Consider the following 23300-nt stretch of genomic DNA (forward strand, 5'->3'; position numbering starts at 1 on the left):
AATCATTTACTTTATTTATTAAATAATCATAAATAATAAAACAAGTGTAAAAATTCTTCGTATGTACAATTAATTTACCTTCATGGTCTCTAGTTATAATTGTTTTTTCCATTTTCTATTGTAAATACCCCAAACTTAGTACACAACTCACGTAGAAAATCATGCTGCTTGTTTTAGTGTTTTATACTCAATCGGTGTCATGTTATTTAATGCCTCATGTGGTCTTTCGGTATTATAAATCGTTAACCATTCTTCGGTTATTCTCCTTGCTTGTGCTAAGTTGTTAAAAAGATATAAATCGAGTACTTCAGTACGATAGGTACGATTAAATCGTTCAATATAGCCATTTTGATAAGGGCTACCGGGCTGGATATAATCAATGGTTATATCATGTGATTTGGCCCAGTTTATAAAGGTTTTTCCTGTAAATTCTGGCCCATTATCGACCCGTATTTTTAATTGTTGGCTTAAGCCTTTGTGCTTACTATTATCAACCTAAGTTACAGGATGATTCAGTGATTGTTTCGGTATTAAATTCTATCACTGACCGGCATTTACGCTGGGGCTTTCAAATGTTTTAATCTCATCAGAAAGCTGGGATATCAATGGAACCATAAGCGTGTTTATCGGGTGTATTGTGAGTTGAAACTTAATATTAGGACTAAACGTAAAAAACGCATTTTTATACGACCCAAGCGCAATTAGTTCAATATACAGAATATAACCGGCTTGATTCATACCAATGATCCAAAGATGTTCCTTTTCTTGGTCGATTTTGTTTTCACGCAATAACACACGCTGCATAATACTGTATACGTCGTCCGTACTTTCAATATAGCGTTTGTCATGTTTGGTTAGTTTAATATCCATCTTATCGCCTTGTAAAATCACACAAAAAATAATATAGCATATTCTGTTTATGCAGGGCAGTGGTTAATCAAATAATTCCATCCGTTCAGTTTTTAGGTTATATTTTTTGTAAAAAATATTCAGGAGTCTATACCGTTTCAATCATAACTCATTATGCTCAATCATTTTTTAATGGTAATAGGCAAAGGGCTTTAAAAGCGTTAAAAATTCAGATATAAAGTAAAATAAATAACCTAAAGGAATAGTTGCAATGCAAAACAGCATAAAACAAAAATTAGCAGAATTAGCACAGCAACATAATATCCGTATACTTTATGCCTGAGAATCAGGCAATCATGGGAGGGGCCATCACCGAATAGTGATTATGATGTGCGTTTTATTTATGTGCATTGGTTTTATAAATACTTAGTGATTAACAATCCTACCTCACATTTAACTTTTCCTATTGACGATGAGCTAGATTTGCATCGTTGGGATTTAAAAAAGACTTTTTAATTAAATCGATCAACTGGTTGGCATTAAAATGGACAACCTTTTTATAGATTGCCCATATCGCTTGCTTAATCCGCCTGTTGCAACCAATATGTGGCTTCATAAGGTCTTAATCTTATTTCAGAGCCTAGCCGATGGTTATCTTGATAATTGCTAAATAATCGTTGCCAATTCAAGAGTTGTAACGAATTAGGTAATGACCATGTCAGTGTTTTATCGGTCAGATTTGCTATCACTAGTAATTTTTGATTATGCCACCGCCTGATATAGCACCAATAATCAGCAATATCTGGCGTTAAATCTTGATAATCACCAAAAATAAAAATCGGGTACGTTTTGCGTAATTTAATTAAGGTTTGATAGCAATAAAATACCGAATCAGGATCATCGAGTGCCGCTTTGACATTAATTTGTGGATAATTATTAGCAACCTCAATCCAAGGCTTACCTTTAGTAAAGCCAGCATTGGCTGAATTATCCCATTGCATTGGCGTTCGGCTGTTGTCTCTGGATTTGTTAGCAAGGATAGCTAAAATTTCTGCTTTAGGCATACCATCTGCTATTTTTTCTTGATAAATGTTAAGACTTTCCACATCTTTATATTGTGAAATATCAGTAAAATGTGGATTGGTCATACCGATTTCTTCACCTTGATAAAGATAAGGTGTGCCTTGTAAACCATACAGTAGCATGGCTAACATTTTGGCAGATTGTTTGTGATATTGGTTTTCATTACCAAGGCGTGAGACGATACGAGGTTGATCATGATTACACCAAAAAATTGCATTCCAAGCCTTATCTTGCATGCCTGTTTGCCAATAGCCAAGGATTTTTTTAAGTTCAAGTAAATCAGGTTTAGCCAGCGTCCATTTATTACCGTTTGGATAATCGATTTTTAGATGATGAAAATTAAACGTCATGGTCAATTCTTTACCATCTAAGCTAGCATATTTTTGGCAGTTTTCTAATGTGGTGGATGACATTTCGCCAACCGTTTTAAGTTGGTTGGGTTGAAACACATCACGACTGATCTCTTGTAAAAATTCATGAATTTTTGGACCATCGGTATAAAATCGACGACCATCACCATTTTCATCATCCAGAAAATCTTGCTGTTTTGAAACTAAATTAATCACATCAAGCCTTAATGCATCGACGCCTTTATCTGCCCAAAATTGACATACTTTTTTAATTTCTTGACGAACAGTTGGGTTTTCCCAATTAAGATCGGCTTGCTGTTTCGCAAATAAGTGCAAATAGTACTGTTTTGATTGTTCATGCCATTGCCATGCTTTACCGCCAAATTTTGAACGCCAATTGTTAGGCTCTGAGCCATCGGCTTTAGCGTCTTTCCAAATATAAAATGAGCGATAAGGAGTTGACTTATCTAAGGCTGATTTAAACCATGGGTGCTGTGTTGAAGTATGATTAAACACCATATCCATCATAATGCGAATACCACGCTCGTGCGCTTGTTTAACCAATAGTTCGAAATCAGCCATTGAACCATAGCTCGGATCTATATCATAATAATCCGACACATCATAACCGTTATCAATTTGTGGGGATGGATAAATCGGCGTTAACCAAATAGCACTAACCCCTAAATTTTCAAGATAGTCTAATCGGCTAATAATACCTAATAAATCACCCGTCGAACCAGCGCCACTAGCTTGGAAACTTTTTGGATAGATCTGGTAAATAGTACCATTTTGCCACCAAGGGATATCGATTTTATTCATTGCTTGCTCTTTATTATTTATTATTTATTTTTCATAAATTAACCGCTCAATGATAAGAACGGTTAATGGTTATTAGCTCGTGTTTAACGAATATCTAACGTACCTTTTTTAAGTTTAATTTTATAAATGATCGAAGTTAAAACAATCGGAACCACAATTGCCACAATCATCGCCAAAGCATAAATCGACCAATATATCGGCTTTATCGATAAAATACCCGGCAAACCGCCAACCCCAATACCATTTGATAACACACCAAACAAACCACAAATTAACCCAGCTAAAGCTGAACCAACCATAGCGCACAGCATCGGGAATTTATAGCGCAAATTAATACCGTACATGGCCGGCTCGGTGACGCCTAAATAAGCCGATATAGCAGCAGGAACCGACACTTCACGTTCATTATGTTTTTTACTAACTAAAATAATACCCACAACAGCCGAAGCTTGCGCAATATTAGATAAAGCAATAATTGGCCAAATCGGCGTACCGCCCATACTTTCAGTCATTTGTAAATCAATCGCAAGGGTTGTATGGTGAATACCTGTAATTACCAATGGCGAATAAAAGAAACCAAAAATAGCAGCGCCAATAAAGGCATAATCCCCCGTCATTAAATATTTAACAATAAAAGCAATACCATTACCTAACATTCTTCCAATTGGACCCAATAAAAAATGAGCTAAAAAGACGGATAGTAACAAGGCTACAATCGGCACTATCACCAAATTTAGGTAATCTGGCACGATTTTGCGTAATCGTGTTTCGATCCAACCCAACGCTAAACCTGCAAAAATAGACGGAATGACCTGCGCTTGATAGCCGACTTTTTCGATACTAAACCAACCAAAATCCCAAACATCAGGGATTTTACTGCCAAGATCATACGCATTCATTAACTGAGGGGAAACTAACGTAATACCAAGTACAATACCAAGTACGGGTGAGCCACCCATTTTTTTCACGGTAGACCAACAAATGGCGACCGGTAAAAAGTGGAAAATCGCCTCGCAAGGTAGCCAAAGTATACTGTAAATTGGCGCTAGCCAATGATAGGTTTGTATCAGCGGTTTATCATCAATGGTTGGCATTTCGCCAATAATATTACGCACACCTAATAACAAACCACCAGCAATTAGCGCCGGTAACAATGGCACAAAAATTTCGGCTAAATTAGAAATTAGTCTTTCAAAAAAGGACATATTTTGTTTTGCAGCTATTTTAGTTTGCTCTTTGCTTGCTTCATCTAAATTTAATTGCTGGATCAATGCTTTGTAATAACTATCAACATTGGTACCAATGATAACTTGAAATTGTCCAGTATTATTAAAACAACCTTTCACAAAAGGCAGTTCTTCTATAGCTTGGACATCAGCTAGATTAGGATCAACTAAGGCAAACCTCAATCTTGTTAGACAATGGGTCACACTGGCAATATTTTTTTTCCCACCAATCAACTCGATTAATTGCATTATCGATTGGCTAGTTAATTGGGAATTTTTAGCCATAAAAGGTCTCCTTTAAATTAGAATTAGCCTTTTTATTTCACTAATAATTTGGCTATTTTGAATATAGATTAAGCATAGATTGAATTGATAAATTAATAAATGGGAACGTTCCCTTTTTTGTGATTAATATCACAAATTAGAGCAAAATAAGCACAAATTAAATAAAAATAACTACTGGTTAGCTTATTAAATGGCAAGGAATAGTGATACTTTTCAGCTCAAACTGATTTTGTAACATATTAAGTAACTCTTGAGCCGCACAACTACCTGCTTGATCAAAACCGAGTTCAACTGCACAAGTCTTAGGAAAAAGAAAACTCAGTAGCTCACTATTACCAATGCTAGCTACGGTAATATGTTCAAGCTGTTTTTCGTGTAAATACTTATTTAATCCTAATGCAATACCATCAGTTGCACAAACGATAGCCGATGGATTTTTAGTTAACACCGACTGGGCAAGATCATAACCTGAACGATAACTTAATTGACCTAAAACCGCATTGGGGCTAAGTTGATATTGCTGGCAAAAATCCAAATAGGCTTGATAACGCAATGCGCCAGTAGTTTGGTCTTGTTGCTCAATACCGATATAACCAATATTTTGATGTTGTTGCGATTGATATAAATGAGCAAGCAATAATCTAACTGCACCAATATCATCATAACAAATACAAGTATGATCTTGGAATTTTCTTGCGATTACTACACTACTATTTTGCCAGGTGGATAATAATGACTGCTCTAGTCCAGTAAATGCAAAGATAACTACGCCATCAGCTTGTTTACCTTTAAGCATGGATAAATATTCTTTGACTTTGGCTGTACTAAATTGGCTTTCCATAATGATAGGATCATAACCATGCCGATAAAAAATAGGCAACATACTTTGAACAGCTTGATTTTCAGAAAGAGAATCAAGGCGAGTTACAATAATCCCAATCACTTTATTCCCATAACCACGCATAGCTCTTGCCGATTTAGACGGCGTAAAGTGATACTGTTCAATGATTGCCAAAACTTTATTACGCGTAGCTTCTTTAACCATAGGATCATGATTAATCACTCGAGAAACGGTAGATTTACTTACCGAACAAAGCTTTGCAATATCTTTAATGGTTAAGTTGTTTGAAGATATACTCATAATAATTTAGCCAACAAAAATCAATAAAATCATACTAATCTATTTTATAAAAAATAGCGATTTGAGATTATTTATACCAGTTGGTAAATAAGTTTTGTTAACTAATAGCTATATTAAGATTTAATATAAAATTGACCATTTACCCATTGATATTAAAATAACTTTATTTAACTAAATTTTGATAAGCGCTATTCGATAAAATCATTTTTTGCAATAATATAAAATAATTGAAATGATGATTTTAAAAGGAAAAAAATAAAGGTGGCATACAAATTTTTATGCAGTTCACTGCTCATTTTGGGTTTCTCAGGATATGCATTAGCGACCGAAACAAATAATACAATTGAAGCACAATTTAAAGCGGCTTTATTATGCAAGGTTGCTCCAATTGATGGTCGTGATGCAAAAGTGGTTAAACAACTTAACCAACAAAACATTACCATAAAAAACTTAGAAGATGATGGGCTGATTAATTTAGAGTATAACTTTGCCAAACCGCTGGAAATAATGAATACGACTGTATCGCAAATTAAATACCAGGGCGATAGCGGTTCATATTTTTATGCTGTTGCCAAAGGTGATATAGATACATTTGCCAAAGCAATGGGGGCAATCCCAATCCCTGCCCATTTAAAAGAAGAAATGTCTTGGGGTGATATAGGACAATATTATCAATATACAGCCCCAATCACAGAAGAAAATCATTTTCCTAGTATCATTCTTATCGGTCGTGACAAAAATGCCAACTCAGATGAGTTTTATTTTGGCTGCGAAGAATTTGATAGTTAATTATGATTGATTGACGGATGAGGAAAAGATGACTCATCCGCTTTTAATTTGTAAGCCTTTCCCCACTCTAACATGGCATCATGCACCTGTTTTAGACTTTGTCCAACCTCGGTTAATGTATATTCAACTCTGGGGGGAACCTCGGCATACACTTTGCGGGTTAATAACCCATTTTTTTCCATAGCTCGCAGGTGCTGAGTTAAAACTTTTTGTGATATACCAGTCAGCGATTTTTTTAGTTCACCAAAGCGCTTGGTTCCCGTAAGCAGGTCTCTCACAATTAAGACTTTCCACTTATCACCCATTAACATTAATGTTATTTCAACAGGGCAAATAGGCAAATCATTATTTAATTTAATCATTTATGCTTAAAATTCAATAATAGTTTCAAAAAAGTTACTATAGCACTATTTAGTACCTACTTTACAGTAGAAACGTTAAAGACTAATCTAAAACCATTCTTATATCATGTTAATCCTTAAACGATTAAAAGGAGTAAAGTATGAAAATAGCAGTCATTGGTGCGAGTGGTAAAACAGGGCAACTTTTAGTCAAAGAGGCGATTTCACGAGGGCATGATGTTACCGCAATAGTGCGCAAAGCGAGTCAACCGCTCGATCCCAAAGCAAATGTGCTAATTAAAGATCTGTTCGAATTAACCTATACTGATTTAAAACCCTTTGATGTGATTATCGATGCATTTGGTACTTGGGCACTGGAATCACTGCCATTGCATCAAACCAGTTTAAAGCATTTAACGGATATATTAAGCGGTAAAACAAATCGCCTATTAGTGGTTGGGGGAGCAGGCAGTTTATATGTTAATCCACAGCATTCACTACGTTTGGTTGATTCACCTGATTTTCCTGAGGCATTTAAACCATTAGCCACCAATATGGCCAAAGCACTTGATGCGCTTAGAACGTGCGATGATGTGCAATGGACTTATTTAAGCCCAGCCATTGAGTTTAATGCTGATGGGGAAAGAACTGGGCATTATATCTTGGGCGGTGAAGAGGTGTTATTTAACAGCCAAGGAAAAAGCCAAATCAGTTATGCCGATTATGCCATTGCCATGATTGATGAAGCAGAAAAAGCCAAGCATATTAAGCAACGTTTTACTGTTGCAACTGAATAAGGTTGCTAAAGTTTTGTAACCAAGCTTGATTGGACAGAATAAGCACCGATTTTCCATAATAACGAATACAATATCCCGACATATTTTTCAACACGCTTCAAGACTTATTATTTTAGGAACGAGTTGGATTTGACTTGGGATATTTTTGAATTTTAGTGAAAAAATGAATTTAACGGCAACGTATTAACCAAAAGAGGGTGAGTAGCCAAAGTCAAAAATCTTGTCAAAAAGTTTCAGGTAACTATACGTTTAAGTATAAAAACTGTTTTTTAGGCAAAAAATAGACCTAAAAAAGCAAATATTCATCATCTTTTTTAATGAATAAATTTAGTTTAAATTACGTTTTTAGAGCCTCTCTCACTTGCATCAAAACTTCACCAAGTAAATTTTTGCCTCGCCATTTAGCCATATTAAATCTCATTTCGTCATCAATACTTAAACCAATTCCCCAAATCTTGTCATAAGGGCTTGCTTCTGCTAATACTTTATCTTTGGTTGATAATAGATATTTTTTAAGCTCATCATTTTGAGAAAATTTTGCATAATTACCCTCAAAAACAATCTCTTTTTTATGCTTATTCCATATATTTTCATCAAAATTACGCACAGTTTGCCCCAGCTTTTTTTGCATTTTAGATGACGGAATAGATAGAATAGCATTGGCACTCTCTATATCTTTAAATAACAACGCTTTAGAATACATCATCCATTGTTCTGCACTAGTAAATGCTATTTCATTAATAACAAAATGACAAGGATACCACTGAGATAGATAATGATCAGGACTAAAAAAGAAAATCATTTTCTTCTTTCCGACTTGTTTCATCTATTTAAATTGCTCCTTTTGTAGAATAAATAAACTTACAGCTAAGAAACCTCTGGATTGTTTACACTTCATAATTAAAATAACTCTTTAAAAATTCATAATGCGTTTTAACCATATTATAAAAGTTAATAAATCGCCTAAAATTTTATTCTCTATATGGTGAATCTGCAAATATTTGCTGATTCAGAATATATCCCTTTATAAATCCATACTAAATTTGTATATTTGCCCATTAAAGGTGATAATTAATCTTGTCACAAAATTTTATAATAAACCGACTCATTGTATTTTTCTAGTTTTTGGCATAGTCCATTTTTCTAAAGCTTGTTGTATTGCTAACTAAATATTTTTTTAACTGAATTATTAAGGCAGTTGACTTTTTGTGTTTATATATTAATCAACAATACATTGGTAGCCACATAAGTATAAATACCAGCAATAACATAATGTTATCCTTGCGAAACAAATCGGTAGACCACCACTATCAACAGCAAAGTGGATTTTAGCTGAGTTGCCCCATAGCTTTTTCCTATCTGATGTGAATGCTAAGTTGCTAAATCTGAGCTACGTTGTTGATGCGCTCGCACATTTGGTCGAGTTTTTTATGTGTTTGATTATCGGTTTTATGTTGAATTCTAATAATTGAGTCATCACATAAAATGATTGGTTATAAATCTTTAAAAAAAGTCCTTCTCTAAAAAAATGTATCGAATTGTCACTTAATGCTAATTTTTGTTTAATTTCCATTGCATGACTCCTCTTTATTTATTTATTTATTTGCTTGTCCTTGTGCCCCCGCCAGCCACGCTTTCAGCGTCGGTGGCGGGCGGTGCGATTGTGGCTTTGCCACAACTGCGCAACCCTAAGGGGTTTGCCCCAAACTTATACTGGGGCTTTATTCTTTTTTATATTGTTCTTTCAGACACCATAACCACCTTCCGCGCCATAAGGATTAAGAACTAAACGCTAAAAGCTAAGGTGCGGTGCAAAGGCCATAGCGGGAGACGCTGGCACTGCCGCGGAAGACGTCGCCGTAGTACGAGTTGACAAAGAACTGGGTGCTACCTGAGGCGTCGCTCGTCCAGTAGTCGAATTTGACTAAGCCCGCATCAGTGTAGTCGTCCGTGTCGCCCCACTCCGTGAAAAAGCCAGCGCCTATGTGACGCATGTAATAATCACCTGATGAACTAGGTGCTGCGCCTGAAATAGGAGGACTAGCTTTTCTGACCGCATTGGTTAAATCTCTTACCCGTGGCATTCGATAACCCAAACTATTACACCATGTGGTTTGATTAGAATGGTTATCTATCCTACCTCCCCGATTGACGAACCACTGTCTCAACACAAATCCATATTTTACTACCTCACCGCCATATATATCTCTACCCACTAACTCAAACGTCTGTGGTAACCTTGGCTTAGCTATTTGACTAGGATTCGGATTGAAGCGTTGATATATTGCCTCTGGACCTGTTAGCTTAACGCGGGCGACAACTTGTCCCCTATCTTCTTTAGGAATCCACAAATCATTAGCTACAACATTTGTCACTGTTGCAGTGATTCCCCCCAAAGTAACGGGTTCCCATGTTAATTCATTTATATCTACTCCACTTATGAGTAAATCAAAATATAAATTATGCGCACCCGTGGTCGGGAAATTTAGGTTGTATGATTCAGGATTGGTTGATTGAACTAAGAAGCCCTTCTTAGGATTCCATATGTCAGCTGGACCTGCATATGAGCCGTCACCCACAATTAGATTCGACCTTACATAATTGATAACAGCCGACCGTATTATTATTGCATCACTACGATTACCCGCTCGAGCTATTTTACCATTCAATGCCTGTAAATTCGATGAAGATGACAATAATAACAATGCTAATACTAGCAAAACTGTTTTAGGTGATTTGAGCGATAATTTCGAAGATATAAATAAGTTTTGTGTAAAAACTCGTCGAATAGGATTATTTGATAAATTTAAGACATAGGTTTGCCAGTGCCTTGTGCCTAAAATGATAATGCATTACGTTCCTCGTGTCAAGTAATACTTTGTTTTATTTGAATTTTTATAATTATTCGCTTATTTAATAAGCTTGTTTTCCTACAGCGATAAAAGTATAACCATTTATAAAATAGTTGGCTAGTTTTTTGTTAATTTATTGTAAATAATTGTTCGTGGTGGGGTAACGGCGGGTGTTGGGGATGGTGGGATTTTTTTGGTAAAAATTGGATTCAAAAAACATAAATAAAATCAATATATTTATTGACCGATTTTTAAAATCAAGGAAAAACACTCTGCTTTATAAAACAGAGCGTTTGGAAGAAAAGAGGAAAAAGAAGATAAAAATTAGAATTCCATTAGTTCTTTTTCTTTATCGGCAAGCACTGTATCTAATTTTTTAATTGCGGCGTCTGTCGCTTTTTGGATTAAATCTTGTGCTTTACGTTCATCATCTTCAGATATTTCTTTATCTTTTAGTAATGCTTTGATTTGGTCGTTGGCATCACGGCGAATATTACGGATCGATACTCGACCTTGTTCTGCTTCGTTACGGACAATTTTGGTTAAGTCTCGACGGCGTTCTTCGGTTAGTGGCGGTAATGGAACGCGAATAACGGTACCTGCTGATGCTGGGTTAAGTCCTAAATCTGATGTTAAGATTGCTTTTTCAATTAGTGGTGTAAGTGATTTGTCAAATACAGTAATCGCTAGCGTTCTTGCATCTTCAGCAACGATGTTAGCTAGTTGGCGTAATGGCGTTGGACTACCATAATATTCAACCATAATACCATCTAATAAGCTTGGTGATGCGCGACCCGTTCTTACTTTAGAAATATGATTTTGAAACGCATCAATACTTTTTTCCATGCGCGTTTGCGCTTCTTTTTGAATCTCGTTTAACATAATAAAAGCCTTATTTAAAATAAAGATAATTAACTGGTTACTGTTGCTTTGTTATTAATTAATGTCCCTTCTTGTTCACCTAATATAACACGACGCAACGCTCCAGGTTTATTCATATTAAAGACACAAATTGGTAAATTATGATCCCTTGCTAATGTGAATGCCGCTAAATCCATTACTTTAAGCTCATCTGTAAGCACTTTTTCATAGCTTAGTGTTTTATAAAGTGTTGCTGTTGGATCTTTAACAGGATCGGCAGAGTAAACACCATCTACTTTGGTCGCTTTTAAGACAACATCTGCACCAATTTCAATACCCCGTAAGCATGCTGCTGAATCGGTTGTGAAAAAAGGATTACCAGTTCCAGCAGAAAGGATAACGACTTTACCATGACGAAGCAAGCTAATTGCTTCAGTCCAACGATAGTCATCGCACACGCCATTTAATGGAATGGCTGACATTAGGCGAGCGTTTACTTCTATTCGGTGCAATGCATCTCGCATCGCAAGTCCATTCATGACAGTTGCAAGCATGCCCATGTGATCACCAACTACTCGGTTCATTCCCGCTTTAGCAAGCCCTGCGCCACGAAATAGATTACCACCCCCAATAACAACAGCAACTTCAACATTCATTTCAATAAGCTCTTTTATTTCTTGAGCCATACGATCAAGAACGGTTGCATCAATACCAAAACCTTCGTCACCTTGTAGTGCTTCACCACTGAGTTTAAGAAGAATACGTTTATAAAAAGGGGTTACCATATGATGTCTCACTGTTTCGTTATTTAATAAAATAAGGAGCTAGGGCTCCTATCTAGCAGTAATTTTAAAATATTTTGTAGATAAACAAAACCGCCTTAACGGCGGTTTTATAAAACAATTAAGATTGTTTTGATATTGCTGCAACTTCTGCTGCGAAGTCAACTTCGACTTTTTCAATACCTTCACCCACTTCAAAACGAATGAATGAAGTAACTGCTGCGCTCTTTTCTTTTAATAAGTCGCCAACAGTTTTTGAAGGTTCCATTACAAATGGTTGACCAGTTAGTGATACTTCACCAGTGAATTTACGCATACGGCCTTCAACCATTTTTTCAGCGATTTCACGTGGTTTACCTGATTGCATTGCGATATCAATTTGAATGTTACGTTCATGTTCAACTACATCAGCAGGTACGTCACTTGGATCAACGTACTCTGGTTTGCTTGCAGCAATGTGCATTGCGATGTGTTTAACTAATTCATCGTCAGCACCGTTTGCAGCAACTAATACACCAATACGAGCACCGTGTTGGTAACTACCTACTACGTCACCAGCAATTTCAGCAACACGACGAATACCGATATTTTCACCAATTTTAGCAACTAAAGCTGTGCGCTCTTCTTCAAATTTAGCTTGTAGTGCAGCAATATCGCTAATGCGTTCTGTTAATGCCGCCTCTGCAACTTTATCACTAAATGCTAAGAATCCTGCATCTTTAGCAACAAAGTCTGTTTCGCAGTTTACTTCTAATATTACGCCAAATTTTTTATCCGCAGAGATTTTAGAAATAATAACACCTTCAGCCGCAACACGACCTGCTTTTTTAGCTGCTTTTGCTTGACCTGATTTACGCATGTTGTCAATTGCAAGTTCGATATCACCGTTTGCTTCAACTAATGCTTTTTTACATTCCATCATACCTGCGCCAGTTCTTTCGCGCAGTTCTTTTACCATAGAAGCGGTAACTTCAGCCATTTTTTAATCCTCTATTTAACCATTGTGATGATTTTCATTAGAATGGGTCGATATTATTATCGACCCTGAAAATATTTGAGTTTATTACTCTGCTGCTGGCGCTTCTTCTACGAAGCTTTCTTCAGATACTGGAGATTGGTTTTGTTCACGACCAGAACGTACTGCTTCAGCAACTGCATTTGCATATAATTGAATTGCACGAATCGCATCATCATTACCTGGAACAACGTAATCAATACCATCAGGATCTGAGTTAGTATCAACAATAGCAATGACTGGAATACCTAAGTTGTTAGCTTCTTTGATAGCGATATGTTCGTGGTCTGCACCAATAACAAAGATCACGTCAGGTAAGCCACCCATATTTTTAATTCCACCCAAGCTATTTTCTAATTTAGCCATTTCACGAGCACGCATTAGTGCTTCTTTTTTGGTTAATTTATCGAATGTACCATCACTAGCTTGTGTTTCTAAATCTTTTAGACGTTTGATTGATTGACGTACTGTTTTCCAGTTAGTCAACATACCACCTAACCAACGGTGATTAACGTAGTATTGTCCACAGCTTTCAGCAGCTTGTTTAATTGCTTCGCTAGCTGCACGTTTTGTACCAACAAATAAAATTTTACCTTTACGAGCGGCAATCTTGTTTAATTCAGCTAATGCTTCGTTAAACAGTGGTACTGTTTTTTCAAGATTGATAATATGAACTTTATTGCGTGCACCAAAAATAAATGGTTTCATTTTTGGGTTCCAATAACGAGTTTGGTGTCCAAAGTGTACACCCGCTTGTAACATATCGCGCATTGATACTGTAGTCATGATTTCCTCATTTTGACGTTGGGGTTATGCCTCCACATATCCGCTCTATCCGACCTATACATAAAGTAAAAGGCACCCCGGAAAAGTGTAATGATATGTGTGTGTTATAACGTTAATTAATCATTAAATTTAATGCTTTTATCCATCATTACTTTTGCAAAAAAATAATGTGAAATGTAGCGCGCGTTTTATACCATAAATAGTATAAGATTGCTAGCTTTATTTGTAATATTAACTGTTGTTAGCGGAGTTAATTATTGTAATGATGTATAAGTTAGTTTTATTAAGTGTTTATTGTATATTTAATTAGCAACTATTTGTTAAATATAGCGTTTTAATAAAAAATTCAATAAAATCAATAGTCTACCTGACGGTTTTTTATGGCGGTTTTTTATATTAGAAGATGTTTATTTTTAAAAAGTAAGGTTGTTCTGTAAGCTGATACTTACAGAACTGTGATAATTGAAACTAGCTAAATAATTTATGGCATTGTAGGCAGATCCAATCCCATATTCCACCAAAAAATCCTGTTTCTTCAACATTTTGCAAAGCAACAAGTGGCTGTTTACTAATTACTTTACCATCTAATAGGAACTGCATTTTACCTACGGCTGTACCTTTGGTTATTGGAGCATAAATATAATCATCAATTTTATATTCAACTTGCACATCTGCCGCACGACCTTTTGGTACTGTGATATAAGCGCCATTAGTTGCACCTAATTGAATTTTATTTTTATCACCATACCAAATCGTTTCTGTTGCTAATGGCGTATCAGCTTTTACAGGATTTGCAGTTTCAAAAAAGCGGAATCCCCATACTAATAGTTTTTTACTTTCTTCTTCACGCCCTTTAAAGGTTCGTCCACCTAGTACCGCTGAAATTAAACGGGTATTGCCATCAACCGCTGAAGCAACTAAGTTATAGCCAGCAGCATTGGTATGTCCTGTTTTAATTCCATCAACGTTTAATGTGGTATCCCAAAGTAGTCCATTTCGATTAAGTTGTGGTTTTGATAGGGTATAGGTAAATTCTTTTTGTTTATAAATAGAATATTCTTCTGGTAAATCACGAATCAATGCTTGCCCTAAAAAAGCCATGTCTTTAGCTGTTGTGTATTGCCCTGGCGCATCAAGCCCATGAACGGTTTCAAAATGGGTATGGTTTAGTCCAATTTTTTTTGCATAATCATTCATTAGGTTAACAAATGCACCTTGGCTTCCTGCAACATGTTCAGCCATTGCAATACAAGCATCGTTACCAGATTGGATGATAATACCTTTATTAAGATCAGATACTGATACTGTTTTACCCACTTCTAAAAACATCAATGATGACCCTTTTAAAACAGGGTTGCCCGTTGCCCATGCATCTTTACTTACTACAACCATATCATCATTTTTTATGCGTCCTGAGCGTAGTGCTTGACCAACCACATAACTGGTCATCATTTTGGTTAGGCTAGCTGGGTCACGCTGTTGTTCAGCATTATATTGTGCCAAAATTTCGCCTGATTTTGCATCGATTAAAATATAAGATTCAGCATCTAGTTGTGGAATAGCTGGGATAGGAAAAGCCATTTCAGCCGATGCTGATGAACAAATTGCAAGCGCAAACAAAGCAAAAGATAATTTAAATTTCTTTTTCATTTATTTCAATTCCGTTAAATATTTTTAGACAACATATATCGATGTGTGTGAATAGACATCATAATGCCAAAACTTGCCATTAATACGACTAAAGATGAGCCACCATAACTTATTAGAGGTAATGGTACACCAACTACTGGTAAGATTCCACTGACCATACCAATATTAATAAATGCATAAATAAAAAATACTAAAATTAGTCCACCCGATAAAATTCGTCCAAATGTTGTTTGTGCTTGAGCTGCAATAATAAGTCCACGCACAATTAAGCATAAAAATAGAATTAACAAAATAATCGAACCAACAAAACCAAACTCTTCAGCTATAACTGAAAAGATAAAATCGGTGTGTCGCTCTGGTAAAAATTCAAGTTGCGATTGCGTACCTTCAAGCCAGCCTTTGCCCCATATACCACCCGATCCAATTGCTGTTTTAGATTGAATAATATGATAACCAGCCCCATTTGGATCAAGCTCAGGATTTATTAGCATCAATACGCGTTTTTGTTGATAATCATGCATTAAAAAAAACCACATAATTGGTAAAAATATAGCAATTAAAATTAATGCAATAAGAATATAGCGCCAATTAATGCCTGCTAAAAAAATAATAAAAATTCCTGACATAATAATCAATATTGCTGTGCCTAGATCTGGTTGCATAGCAACAAGTAATGTAGGCACTCCAATTATACCAAGTGTTTGTAATGTGGTTTTTAATGGCGGTGGGCATCCATCACGATGAATGAACTTTGCAACCATTAATGGTACGGCTATTTTGGCTATTTCAGAAGGTTGAAATCGCAAAATACCTAAATCTAACCAGCGCTGTGCGCCTTTACTGGTATATCCAAAAATATCTACTAATAATAGGATGATAATGCAAACAACATACAGATATGGTGACCATTTTTCATAGGTTCTGGGCGAAAATTGTGCCAGCGTAATCATTACAGTATAGCCAAGTAATATTTGTATTACTCGCTTTTGCATCATATCAATATTTTGCCCACTAGCACTCCAAAGTATATAAAGACTATAACCTAGTAATAAAGTAATAAATAAAAAAAATAAGGGATCAATATGTATTTTTTGCCAAAAAGATTTTTTACTATTATTCATTATTAATCTTCAGCTCCTGTATTTGGTGATGGGTCATCTAGCTCTGTTGAGTTATTTCCAAGAAGATAAAAATCTAATATTTTACGAGCTACTGCACCGCCGTTTGAGCTTCCGCCACCGCCATTTTCTAAAACAATGGCTAAGGCAATTTTTGGATTATCGTAAGGAGCATAAGCAATAAATAACGCGTGATCGCGTAAATGTTCAGGGATCTTATGAGCGTTATAAACTTCATCTTGTTTTAAGCCATAAACTTGTGCGGTACCTGATTTGCCAGCCGCTTGATATTTTGCATCTGCATAAATTTTACGTGCCGTTCCTCGTGATCCAAACATGACACGATGCATACCTTCTTTAGCTAAATCCCAATAAATTGATTTAACATTAACTAAACTATTATCTTCTATGTATTTTTCAGGATTAATTGTTGGTTGATGTTCATCTGAATTTAAAATATCGCTCTTTTTATATAATAAAAAATGCGGAGTATAAGTTTTACCATTATTAATTAACGTGGTTAATGCTTTTGCCATTTGGATAGGTGTTGCTGTCCAATAACCTTGACCGATACCAACTGGTATAGTATCGCCTTGCAACCAAGATTTTTTATGGCGTTTGATTTTCCATTCACGACTAGGCATAACTGCTCGTGTTTCTTCGTTTGGTGAAATATCTATACCTGTTCGTTCACCATAACCAAATTTAGTCATCCACAGATTTAGGCGGTCAATGCCCATATCATAAGCAACTTGATAAAAGTAGGTATCAACTGATTCTTCAATCGCCCTTAATACATCAACTCGACCGTGTCCCCATTTTAACCAATCACGATAACGCCGTTCAGTACCAGGTAATTGCCACCAACCAGGATCATTAACCACACTTTTTGGTGTGATCACTCCTTCACTTAAGGCCGCAATGGAAATAAAAGGCTTAACTGTTGAAGCTGGTGGATAAGCACCTAATAAAGCTCGATTAAAAAGTGGCTTACTAGGATCTTTGAGTAATTCGCTATATTTAGTACTTGATATACCACCAACAAAAGCGTTGGAATCATAACTTGGACTAGAAACCAAGGATAAAATTTCACCATTATTAGGGTCAATAGCTACCACTGCCGCTTTACGTCCAGCCAGTAATTGCTCTATATAAAGCTGTAATTTTAGGTTAATAGATAAATAGATATCCTCACCTGCTTGTGGTGGATGTTGATTTAGCTGGCGTACAATTCTACCTCGGCTGTTAACTTCAACCTTTTCATAACCAGGGGTTCCGTGTAATACGTCTTCGTAGTACTTTTCTATTCCCATTTTACCAATATTAAAAGTTGCCACATAATCACTTGCTTTATTTTCATCTTCTAATCGCTGTTTATCTTGGCTATTAATTTTAGAGATATAGCCAAGAATATGGGTCAGTGATGATCCATAAGGATAATAACGATGCTGTATACCTACAATAGAAACAAACGGAAAACGATGTTGATCTACAACAAAACGAGCTATTTGTTTTTCGGTTAAATTATCTTTTAGCGGTACTGGACGATGAGCTCTATAATTGCGCCGTTCTTTTTGAAATGTTTCAATATCTTCATCTGTCAAATCAACAATCTTTTTTAATTGCTCAAATTGTTCATTGAGGTTTTTAGTTTTATCGGGAATGATATTTAATTGATAAGTAATATTGTTAATCGCTAATGGCGTACCATTACGATCATAAATCATGCCGCGATTAGGTGGAATAGGGATAATTTCGATGCGATTATCATTAGATTTTGTCGTGTAATAACTATAATTCAAAATCTGTAAACTAGCTAAGTTTGCAATCAATACAATAATTAAAATAATAATGACAATAAAAGAAAACAGTGCTCGGCGTAAAAACAAGTTTGCTTCCGCTGAATGATCTCGAATTTTAGTTTTCTTATGTTTACTTGAGATAGAGATAATAGTACTCCTCTAAATACTTCTTTCTGTATGCTGCAACTTATGTTGCATAAGTTGCTGTTCTTCCCATTTTTCGTAAGCATTAACAATTCTAGCAACTACTGGGTGGCGCACGACATCTTCACTATTAAAAAAATTAAAACTAATTTCATCAACTTGGCTTAATACTTCTATTGCATGACGTAATCCAGATTTTTGATTTCGCGGTAAGTCAATTTGAGTAATATCACCTGTTATTACCGCTTTTGAATTAAAGCCAATTCGAGTTAAAAACATTTTCATTTGTTCAATCGTAGTATTTTGACTTTCATCAAGAATAATAAATGCATCATTTAATGTTCGTCCACGCATATAAGCGAGTGGCGCCACTTCAATCACGCTTTTTTCAATTAGTTTTTCGACTTTTTCAAAACCTAACATTTCAAATAAGGCATCATAAAGTGGACGTAAGTAAGGATCCACTTTTTGGCTTAAGTCACCTGGTAAAAAGCCAAGTTTTTCACCAGCTTCGACTGCTGGTCGAGTTAGTACAATACGACGAATTTGTTGTTTTTCGAGCGCATCAACGGCAGCTGCTACCGCTAAATAAGTTTTACCTGTTCCAGCAGGCCCTATACCAAAAGAAATGTCGTAATCCAAAACATGAGCTATGTATTGTGCTTGGTTCGCTGTTCGGGGTTTGATTATACCTCGCTTAGTTTTTATCATCACTAGCTTTCCGCCTTGATGATCAACATAACTAGGTAAGTGTTCACTCACTTTTTCAAGCGCACCTGTCTCTTTGATAGCTAAATGAATTTGTTCTGGTTCAATATCAATTATTTTGTCTTTGATTTTGGTTTGTTTATAAAGAGATTGCAAAATATCAATAGTCGCTCGAACACAAATATCATCACCAGTTATTGAAAATAAATTACCTCGATGATTAATTTCAATACCAAGCCGACGTTCTAACTGTTTTATATTGTCATTATAAGGACCACAAAGACTATTAAGCCGCTGATTATCAGCGGGCTCAAGTATGGTTTCTTGTGTTGTAATATTCAAAAATAAAACCTCTATTCAATTAATTTTAATTGCTCAGACGCTGTTCACATAAAGAACATTTTTCAACGCCTTTTATAAAATCCATTTTACATTGATGACAAGAAACTATATTTCCGTTAACAACATTATTTACTGCACTTGTTGATTGATTTTCATCAAATCCTTGTGATTTCAATTTATTAACCAACATTGAAATAGGTGTTCCACTTTTTAACTCTTGTTCAACATATGAAGCTATTTGTTCTTCAAATGTTGGCGGTACATAGTCGAGCACATTTTCGTTATAATCGTTATTGCATTGATTACATTTTATATAACGACCTAAGGTAGAGTAACTAAAAATAGGAATAAAAAATAATGTAAAATATTTTGCTACTTTTATTTGTGTGTATTTCTGTTGTTTTTCGTCAGTAGTAATATTTTGTTGTGAGCAACAATTAGGACAATTAAATTGTCCACCACGTTCGTTGACTTCTCTTCCACGAGTACCAAAAATAATAAACATTTTTTCTTTCCTATTTTCTTATTTAATAACTTTTTAATTTCTATTTAAAATAAATAACTAAATATTTTACGTTTTGTTTTTATGGTTGATAAATACCAACACCTAAATCATTTTCCTTTCGGGTTCGAGATATAACTGACATTGGTGATTCACTTACGCGTAGATCCATTTCATCTTCAGTTCTAACTACTTTGCCACGCAATGAATTTGGATAAACATCAGTAATTTCAACGTCAACAAATTTACCAATCATTTCAGGGCGACCTTCAAAGTTAACAATTCTATTATTTTCAGTTCGGCCTGTTAATTCCATAAGATCTTTTTTGGATGGACCTTCAACCAAAATACGTTGCACGGTATTTAACATACGACGGCTAAATTGCATAGCTTGTTGGTTAATTCGCTCTTGAAGAATGTATAGTCTTTGTTTTTTTTCTTCTTCCGAAACATTATCTTCCATTTCAGCAGCTGGCGTACCTGGACGTGCTGAATAGACAAAACTGTAACTTAAATCAAAATTAACATCGGCAATTAACTTCATGGTTTGTTCAAAGTCTTCTTGTGTTTCACCTGGGAAACCAACAATAAAATCGGAGCTAATTTGAATATCTGGTCGTACTTTGCGTAGTTTTCGAATAATTGATTTATATTCAAGTGCAGTATGCGTACGTTTCATTAAGTTTAATACACGATCTGATCCACTTTGTACTGGTAAATGTAAAAAATTTACTAGTTCTGGTGTGTCACGATAAACATCAATAATATCATCTGTAAATTCGATTGGATGGCTAGTTGTAAAACGAATACGATCTATACCATCAATGGCTGCAACTAAGCGTAGTAATTCAGCAAAGGAACAGATATCACCATCGAATGTCGGTCCACGATATGCATTTACATTTTGACCTAATAGATTGACTTCACGTACACCTTGCTCAGCAAGCTGAGCTATTTCATAAATAACATCATCACAAGGTCGACTAACTTCTTCACCTCGAGTGTAAGGAACTACGCAATAAGTACAATATTTATTACATCCTTCCATAATTGAAACAAATGCGGTTGGGCCTTCACTACGAGGCTCTGGTAGGCGATCAAATTTTTCTATTTCTGGAAAACTTACATCAACCACATGATTACCTTTACCACTTCTAACTTGCTCAATCATTTCTGGTAATCGGTGAAAGGTCTGAGGTCCAAAAATAATATCCACAAATGGTGCTCGTTTGCGAATGTGGGCGCCTTCTTGTGAAGCAACACATCCCCCTACACCAATAATGATATTTGGGTTATTTTTTTTAAGGTTCTTCCAACGTCCTAATTGATGAAAGACTTTTTCTTGGGCTTTTTCTCGAATAGAGCAGGTATTGAGTAATAAAATATCTGCTTCTTCGGCATTTTCAGTTAAAGTTAAACCGTGGGTAGATTCAAGGAGATCTGCCATTTTTGTTGAGTCATACTCGTTCATTTGACAGCCCCAAGTTTTGATATGTAGTTTTTTGCTCATCAATAACTCAGCTATAATTTAATTGTTAAAATGAAAACGGGTTTAAATCCGCGATTTTAGCGTGCTATATTGTAATCTTTTGTTATTATAGGGTCTATAACAAAATAAAAATGACAACTTAAAGCAAGGTTGTTTTTATTATTTAATTTGATAATCTTTTTTATTATAAAAATTGATTGATAATTTAGAACAGACTATTTACAAAAATAACAGTCGATTATGATAATCATTCTTTTTAATATCCCTTTAGTTTATGCTATTATCTGCAGCTAATTTTGATAATAAATAAAGTTTTTAAGGTATGAAAAAAACATTTAGCCCAACAAAGCGCCTATTAATAAAAGGTATTATTGCTACATGTTTGTTATCCGTCACTCGTGTAGGCTTTGCCGCAGCAATGGCGCAAGTTATTGCTGTGCGTGTTTGGCCTTCATCAACTTATACAAGAATTACTTTAGAATCAAATATTAGCTTAAAATATAAGCACTTTTTATTAAGTAATCCTAATAGGATCGCTATTGATATTAACAATGTTAATCTAAATCCAATTTTAAAAAATATCTCATCAAAAGTATTAAAACACGACCCTTATATTAAATCTATACGCGTTGTTCAACGAGATCCAAAGACAGTAAGAATTTTGATCGAATTAAAACAAGGTGTTCAACCGAATACTTTTACCTTATCGCCGATAGCAAAATTCAAACATCGTTTAGTTATGGATCTTTATCCATCTAAACCAGCTTCAAGCACTGATGATGACCCTTTACTTGCACTTTTAGAAGAATATAAAAAAGGTGATCTCAATAAAAAGCAATCTGGTATAAAAACACCAACCAATAAGAGTAAAAATGCTCCCGTTATTGTTGTGATTGATCCTGGACACGGTGGAGAAGATCCTGGCGCTATTGGTTACAATAAAACACGTGAAAAAGATATTGTTTTGCAAATTGCACGTCGTACTTATAATTTACTTAAGAAAGAACCGAATATAAAAGTCTACATGACCCGTAATGAAGATGTTTTTATCCCATTAAAAGTACGAGTTGCTAAAGCTCGTTCACTCCATGCAGATCTATTTATTTCTATTCATGCAGATGCTTTTGCTAATCGTTCTGTCGGTGGTTCATCGGTTTTTGCATTATCAACAGGTGGAGCAAGTAGTTCTGCAGCCAGTTATTTGGCCCAAACTCAAAATGAAGCAGATCAAATAGGCGGTGTTAGCCGTAGTGGTGATAAATATTTAGATAATACCATTTTAGATTTGGTTCAAAAAACAACATTAAATAATGGGGTATTACTTGGTAATGCTATTTTGAATCGAATGAAAAGAGTCAATAAGTTACATAAACCATCACTTGAAAAAGCAGGTTTTGCGGTGTTAAAAGCACCCGATATTCCATCTGTTTTAGTCGAAACAGCCTTTATTAGTAATATTACTGAAGAAAAAAAATTAAAGACTGTTTCATTCCAAAATCAAGTGTCTAAATCAATTGTTGATGGTATTAAAGATTATCTGAAAAAACGCAAAAATTAAATTTGTAA

21 protein-coding genes and 2 pseudogenes are annotated in these 23300 nt (G+C 35.3%); 4 read left to right on the forward strand and 19 right to left on the reverse strand.

Translation table 11 applies throughout. The features are described 5' to 3' along the window. Window positions 1-159: 159 nt before the first annotated feature. Both A9G32_RS12610 and A9G32_RS13645 read right to left on the reverse strand, forming a co-directional pair. Window positions 160-453 (reverse strand): annotated as a pseudogene (locus A9G32_RS12610) (transposase); the annotation flags it as partial. A gap of 87 nt (window positions 454-540) precedes the next feature. Then, window positions 541-870, reverse strand: coding sequence for a hypothetical protein (locus tag A9G32_RS13645; RefSeq protein WP_065590763.1), 330 nt, complete (start codon window positions 868-870; stop codon window positions 541-543). Window positions 871-1194: 324 nt separating this feature from the next. Here A9G32_RS13645 and A9G32_RS13650 point away from each other — a divergent pair, with 324 nt between their 5' ends. Further along, complete coding sequence (locus A9G32_RS13650; protein WP_442902874.1) at window positions 1195-1365, forward strand: DNA polymerase beta superfamily protein; 171 nt, start codon at window positions 1195-1197, stop codon at window positions 1363-1365. 65 nt (window positions 1366-1430) lie between these two features. Here the strand turns inward: A9G32_RS13650 and treC are convergent, their stop codons facing one another. The 3 genes from treC to treR form a co-directional block, all read right to left on the reverse strand. Then, window positions 1431-3104 carry an alpha,alpha-phosphotrehalase gene (gene treC / locus A9G32_RS07810; protein ID WP_065590764.1) on the reverse strand — a complete coding sequence of 558 codons (1674 nt, stop codon included), beginning with the start codon at window positions 3102-3104 and terminating at the stop codon, window positions 1431-1433. 83 nt (window positions 3105-3187) lie between these two features. Next, entirely contained in the window at window positions 3188-4615 is a 1428-nt protein-coding gene (gene treB, locus A9G32_RS07815; protein WP_065590765.1) for a PTS trehalose transporter subunit IIBC, read from the reverse strand. A 178-nt stretch (window positions 4616-4793) separates the two neighbouring features. Further along, window positions 4794-5756: a trehalose operon repressor TreR gene (gene treR, locus A9G32_RS07820; protein ID WP_065590766.1), complete on the reverse strand. Its 963-nt coding sequence runs from the start codon at window positions 5754-5756 to the stop codon at window positions 4794-4796. Window positions 5757-6017: 261 nt separating this feature from the next. Between treR and A9G32_RS07825 the strand changes: the two genes are divergently transcribed. After that, window positions 6018-6545 carry a hypothetical protein gene (locus A9G32_RS07825; protein WP_065590767.1) on the forward strand — a complete coding sequence of 176 codons (528 nt, stop codon included), beginning with the start codon at window positions 6018-6020 and terminating at the stop codon, window positions 6543-6545. Here the strand turns inward: A9G32_RS07825 and A9G32_RS07830 are convergent. Further along, on the reverse strand, window positions 6542-6907 hold the full coding sequence (locus A9G32_RS07830) for a winged helix-turn-helix transcriptional regulator (protein ID WP_065590768.1): 366 nt from the start codon (window positions 6905-6907) through the stop codon (window positions 6542-6544). The two genes, A9G32_RS07825 and A9G32_RS07830, sit on opposite strands and share 4 nt — an antisense overlap. Window positions 6908-7047: 140 nt before the next feature. On the opposite strand from A9G32_RS07830, the gene A9G32_RS07835 reads away from it, so the two are divergent. Next, complete coding sequence (locus A9G32_RS07835) at window positions 7048-7683, forward strand: NAD(P)-dependent oxidoreductase (RefSeq protein WP_065590769.1); 636 nt, start codon at window positions 7048-7050, stop codon at window positions 7681-7683. Between the two features lie 337 nt (window positions 7684-8020). On the opposite strand, the gene A9G32_RS07840 is transcribed toward A9G32_RS07835, so the two are convergent. The 13 genes and pseudogenes from A9G32_RS07840 to miaB all read right to left on the reverse strand — a co-directional run bounded on the left by A9G32_RS07840 (window position 8021) and on the right by miaB (window position 21755). Further along, window positions 8021-8509: an NADAR family protein gene (locus A9G32_RS07840; protein WP_065590770.1), complete on the reverse strand. Its 489-nt coding sequence runs from the start codon at window positions 8507-8509 to the stop codon at window positions 8021-8023. Between the two features lie 459 nt (window positions 8510-8968). After that, a pseudogene (locus A9G32_RS13655) lies at window positions 8969-9051 on the reverse strand (IS5/IS1182 family transposase); the annotation flags it as partial. Window positions 9052-9482: 431 nt separating this feature from the next. Continuing rightward, window positions 9483-10379, reverse strand: a complete 897-nt coding sequence (locus A9G32_RS07850; protein WP_141672772.1) for a hypothetical protein — start codon at window positions 10377-10379, stop codon at window positions 9483-9485. A gap of 480 nt (window positions 10380-10859) precedes the next feature. After that, the gene (gene frr / locus A9G32_RS07860; protein WP_065560532.1) at window positions 10860-11417 is read right to left on the reverse strand and encodes a ribosome recycling factor; all 558 of its coding nucleotides are present in this window, start codon (window positions 11415-11417) and stop codon (window positions 10860-10862) included. Between the two features lie 29 nt (window positions 11418-11446). After that, window positions 11447-12181: a UMP kinase gene (gene pyrH, locus A9G32_RS07865; protein ID WP_034911998.1), complete on the reverse strand. Its 735-nt coding sequence runs from the start codon at window positions 12179-12181 to the stop codon at window positions 11447-11449. A gap of 118 nt (window positions 12182-12299) precedes the next feature. Next, a complete protein-coding gene (gene tsf / locus A9G32_RS07870; protein ID WP_065590774.1) occupies window positions 12300-13157 on the reverse strand; it encodes a translation elongation factor Ts in 858 nt (285 codons plus the stop codon). Between the two features lie 84 nt (window positions 13158-13241). Further along, window positions 13242-13979: a 30S ribosomal protein S2 gene (rpsB, locus tag A9G32_RS07875; RefSeq protein WP_034947534.1), complete on the reverse strand. Its 738-nt coding sequence runs from the start codon at window positions 13977-13979 to the stop codon at window positions 13242-13244. Window positions 13980-14447: 468 nt separating this feature from the next. Beyond that, window positions 14448-15629 carry a serine hydrolase gene (locus A9G32_RS07880; RefSeq protein ID WP_065590775.1) on the reverse strand — a complete coding sequence of 394 codons (1182 nt, stop codon included), beginning with the start codon at window positions 15627-15629 and terminating at the stop codon, window positions 14448-14450. A 14-nt stretch (window positions 15630-15643) separates the two neighbouring features. After that, on the reverse strand, window positions 15644-16750 hold the full coding sequence (gene mrdB, locus A9G32_RS07885) for a peptidoglycan glycosyltransferase MrdB (RefSeq protein ID WP_065590776.1): 1107 nt from the start codon (window positions 16748-16750) through the stop codon (window positions 15644-15646). 2 nt (window positions 16751-16752) lie between these two features. Next, a complete protein-coding gene (gene mrdA, locus A9G32_RS07890; protein WP_065590777.1) occupies window positions 16753-18690 on the reverse strand; it encodes a penicillin-binding protein 2 in 1938 nt (645 codons plus the stop codon). A gap of 18 nt (window positions 18691-18708) precedes the next feature. Beyond that, the gene (locus tag A9G32_RS07895; RefSeq protein WP_065590778.1) at window positions 18709-19743 is read right to left on the reverse strand and encodes a PhoH family protein; all 1035 of its coding nucleotides are present in this window, start codon (window positions 19741-19743) and stop codon (window positions 18709-18711) included. A 25-nt stretch (window positions 19744-19768) separates the two neighbouring features. Beyond that, window positions 19769-20248, reverse strand: a complete 480-nt coding sequence (locus A9G32_RS07900; protein ID WP_034911954.1) for a hypothetical protein — start codon at window positions 20246-20248, stop codon at window positions 19769-19771. A 79-nt stretch (window positions 20249-20327) separates the two neighbouring features. Then, a complete protein-coding gene (gene miaB / locus A9G32_RS07905; RefSeq protein ID WP_065590779.1) occupies window positions 20328-21755 on the reverse strand; it encodes a tRNA (N6-isopentenyl adenosine(37)-C2)-methylthiotransferase MiaB in 1428 nt (475 codons plus the stop codon). A gap of 301 nt (window positions 21756-22056) precedes the next feature. On the opposite strand from miaB, the gene A9G32_RS07910 reads away from it, so the two are divergent. After that, window positions 22057-23292, forward strand: a complete 1236-nt coding sequence (locus A9G32_RS07910; protein WP_065590780.1) for an N-acetylmuramoyl-L-alanine amidase — start codon at window positions 22057-22059, stop codon at window positions 23290-23292. Window positions 23293-23300 lie beyond the last annotated feature (8 nt).

It is taken from the genome of Gilliamella sp. Gris3-2 (genome assembly GCF_001690345.1).
Taxonomy (GTDB): domain Bacteria; phylum Pseudomonadota; class Gammaproteobacteria; order Enterobacterales; family Orbaceae; genus Gilliamella; species Gilliamella bombi.

Bases quoted from the DNA above. Each gene is read 5' to 3' on its own strand.
- A9G32_RS13645 (WP_065590763.1), bottom strand. From the start codon at position 870: ATGGATATTAAACTAACCAAACATGACAAACGCTATATTGAAAGTACG.
- treC (WP_065590764.1), bottom strand. From the start codon at position 3,104: ATGAATAAAATCGATATCCCTTGGTGGCAAAATGGTACTATTTACCAG.
- treB (WP_065590765.1), bottom strand. From the start codon at position 4,615: ATGGCTAAAAATTCCCAATTAACTAGCCAATCGATAATGCAATTAATC.
- treR (WP_065590766.1), bottom strand. From the start codon at position 5,756: ATGAGTATATCTTCAAACAACTTAACCATTAAAGATATTGCAAAGCTT.
- A9G32_RS07830 (WP_065590768.1), bottom strand. From the start codon at position 6,907: ATGATTAAATTAAATAATGATTTGCCTATTTGCCCTGTTGAAATAACA.
- A9G32_RS07835 (WP_065590769.1), top strand. From the start codon at position 7,048: ATGAAAATAGCAGTCATTGGTGCGAGTGGTAAAACAGGGCAACTTTTA.
- A9G32_RS07840 (WP_065590770.1), bottom strand. From the start codon at position 8,509: ATGAAACAAGTCGGAAAGAAGAAAATGATTTTCTTTTTTAGTCCTGAT.
- frr (WP_065560532.1), bottom strand. From the start codon at position 11,417: ATGTTAAACGAGATTCAAAAAGAAGCGCAAACGCGCATGGAAAAAAGT.
- pyrH (WP_034911998.1), bottom strand. From the start codon at position 12,181: ATGGTAACCCCTTTTTATAAACGTATTCTTCTTAAACTCAGTGGTGAA.
- tsf (WP_065590774.1), bottom strand. From the start codon at position 13,157: ATGGCTGAAGTTACCGCTTCTATGGTAAAAGAACTGCGCGAAAGAACT.
- rpsB (WP_034947534.1), bottom strand. From the start codon at position 13,979: ATGACTACAGTATCAATGCGCGATATGTTACAAGCGGGTGTACACTTT.
- A9G32_RS07880 (WP_065590775.1), bottom strand. From the start codon at position 15,629: ATGAAAAAGAAATTTAAATTATCTTTTGCTTTGTTTGCGCTTGCAATT.
- mrdB (WP_065590776.1), bottom strand. From the start codon at position 16,750: ATGAATAATAGTAAAAAATCTTTTTGGCAAAAAATACATATTGATCCC.
- A9G32_RS07900 (WP_034911954.1), bottom strand. From the start codon at position 20,248: ATGTTTATTATTTTTGGTACTCGTGGAAGAGAAGTCAACGAACGTGGT.
- miaB (WP_065590779.1), bottom strand. From the start codon at position 21,755: ATGAGCAAAAAACTACATATCAAAACTTGGGGCTGTCAAATGAACGAG.
- A9G32_RS07910 (WP_065590780.1), top strand. From the start codon at position 22,057: ATGAAAAAAACATTTAGCCCAACAAAGCGCCTATTAATAAAAGGTATT.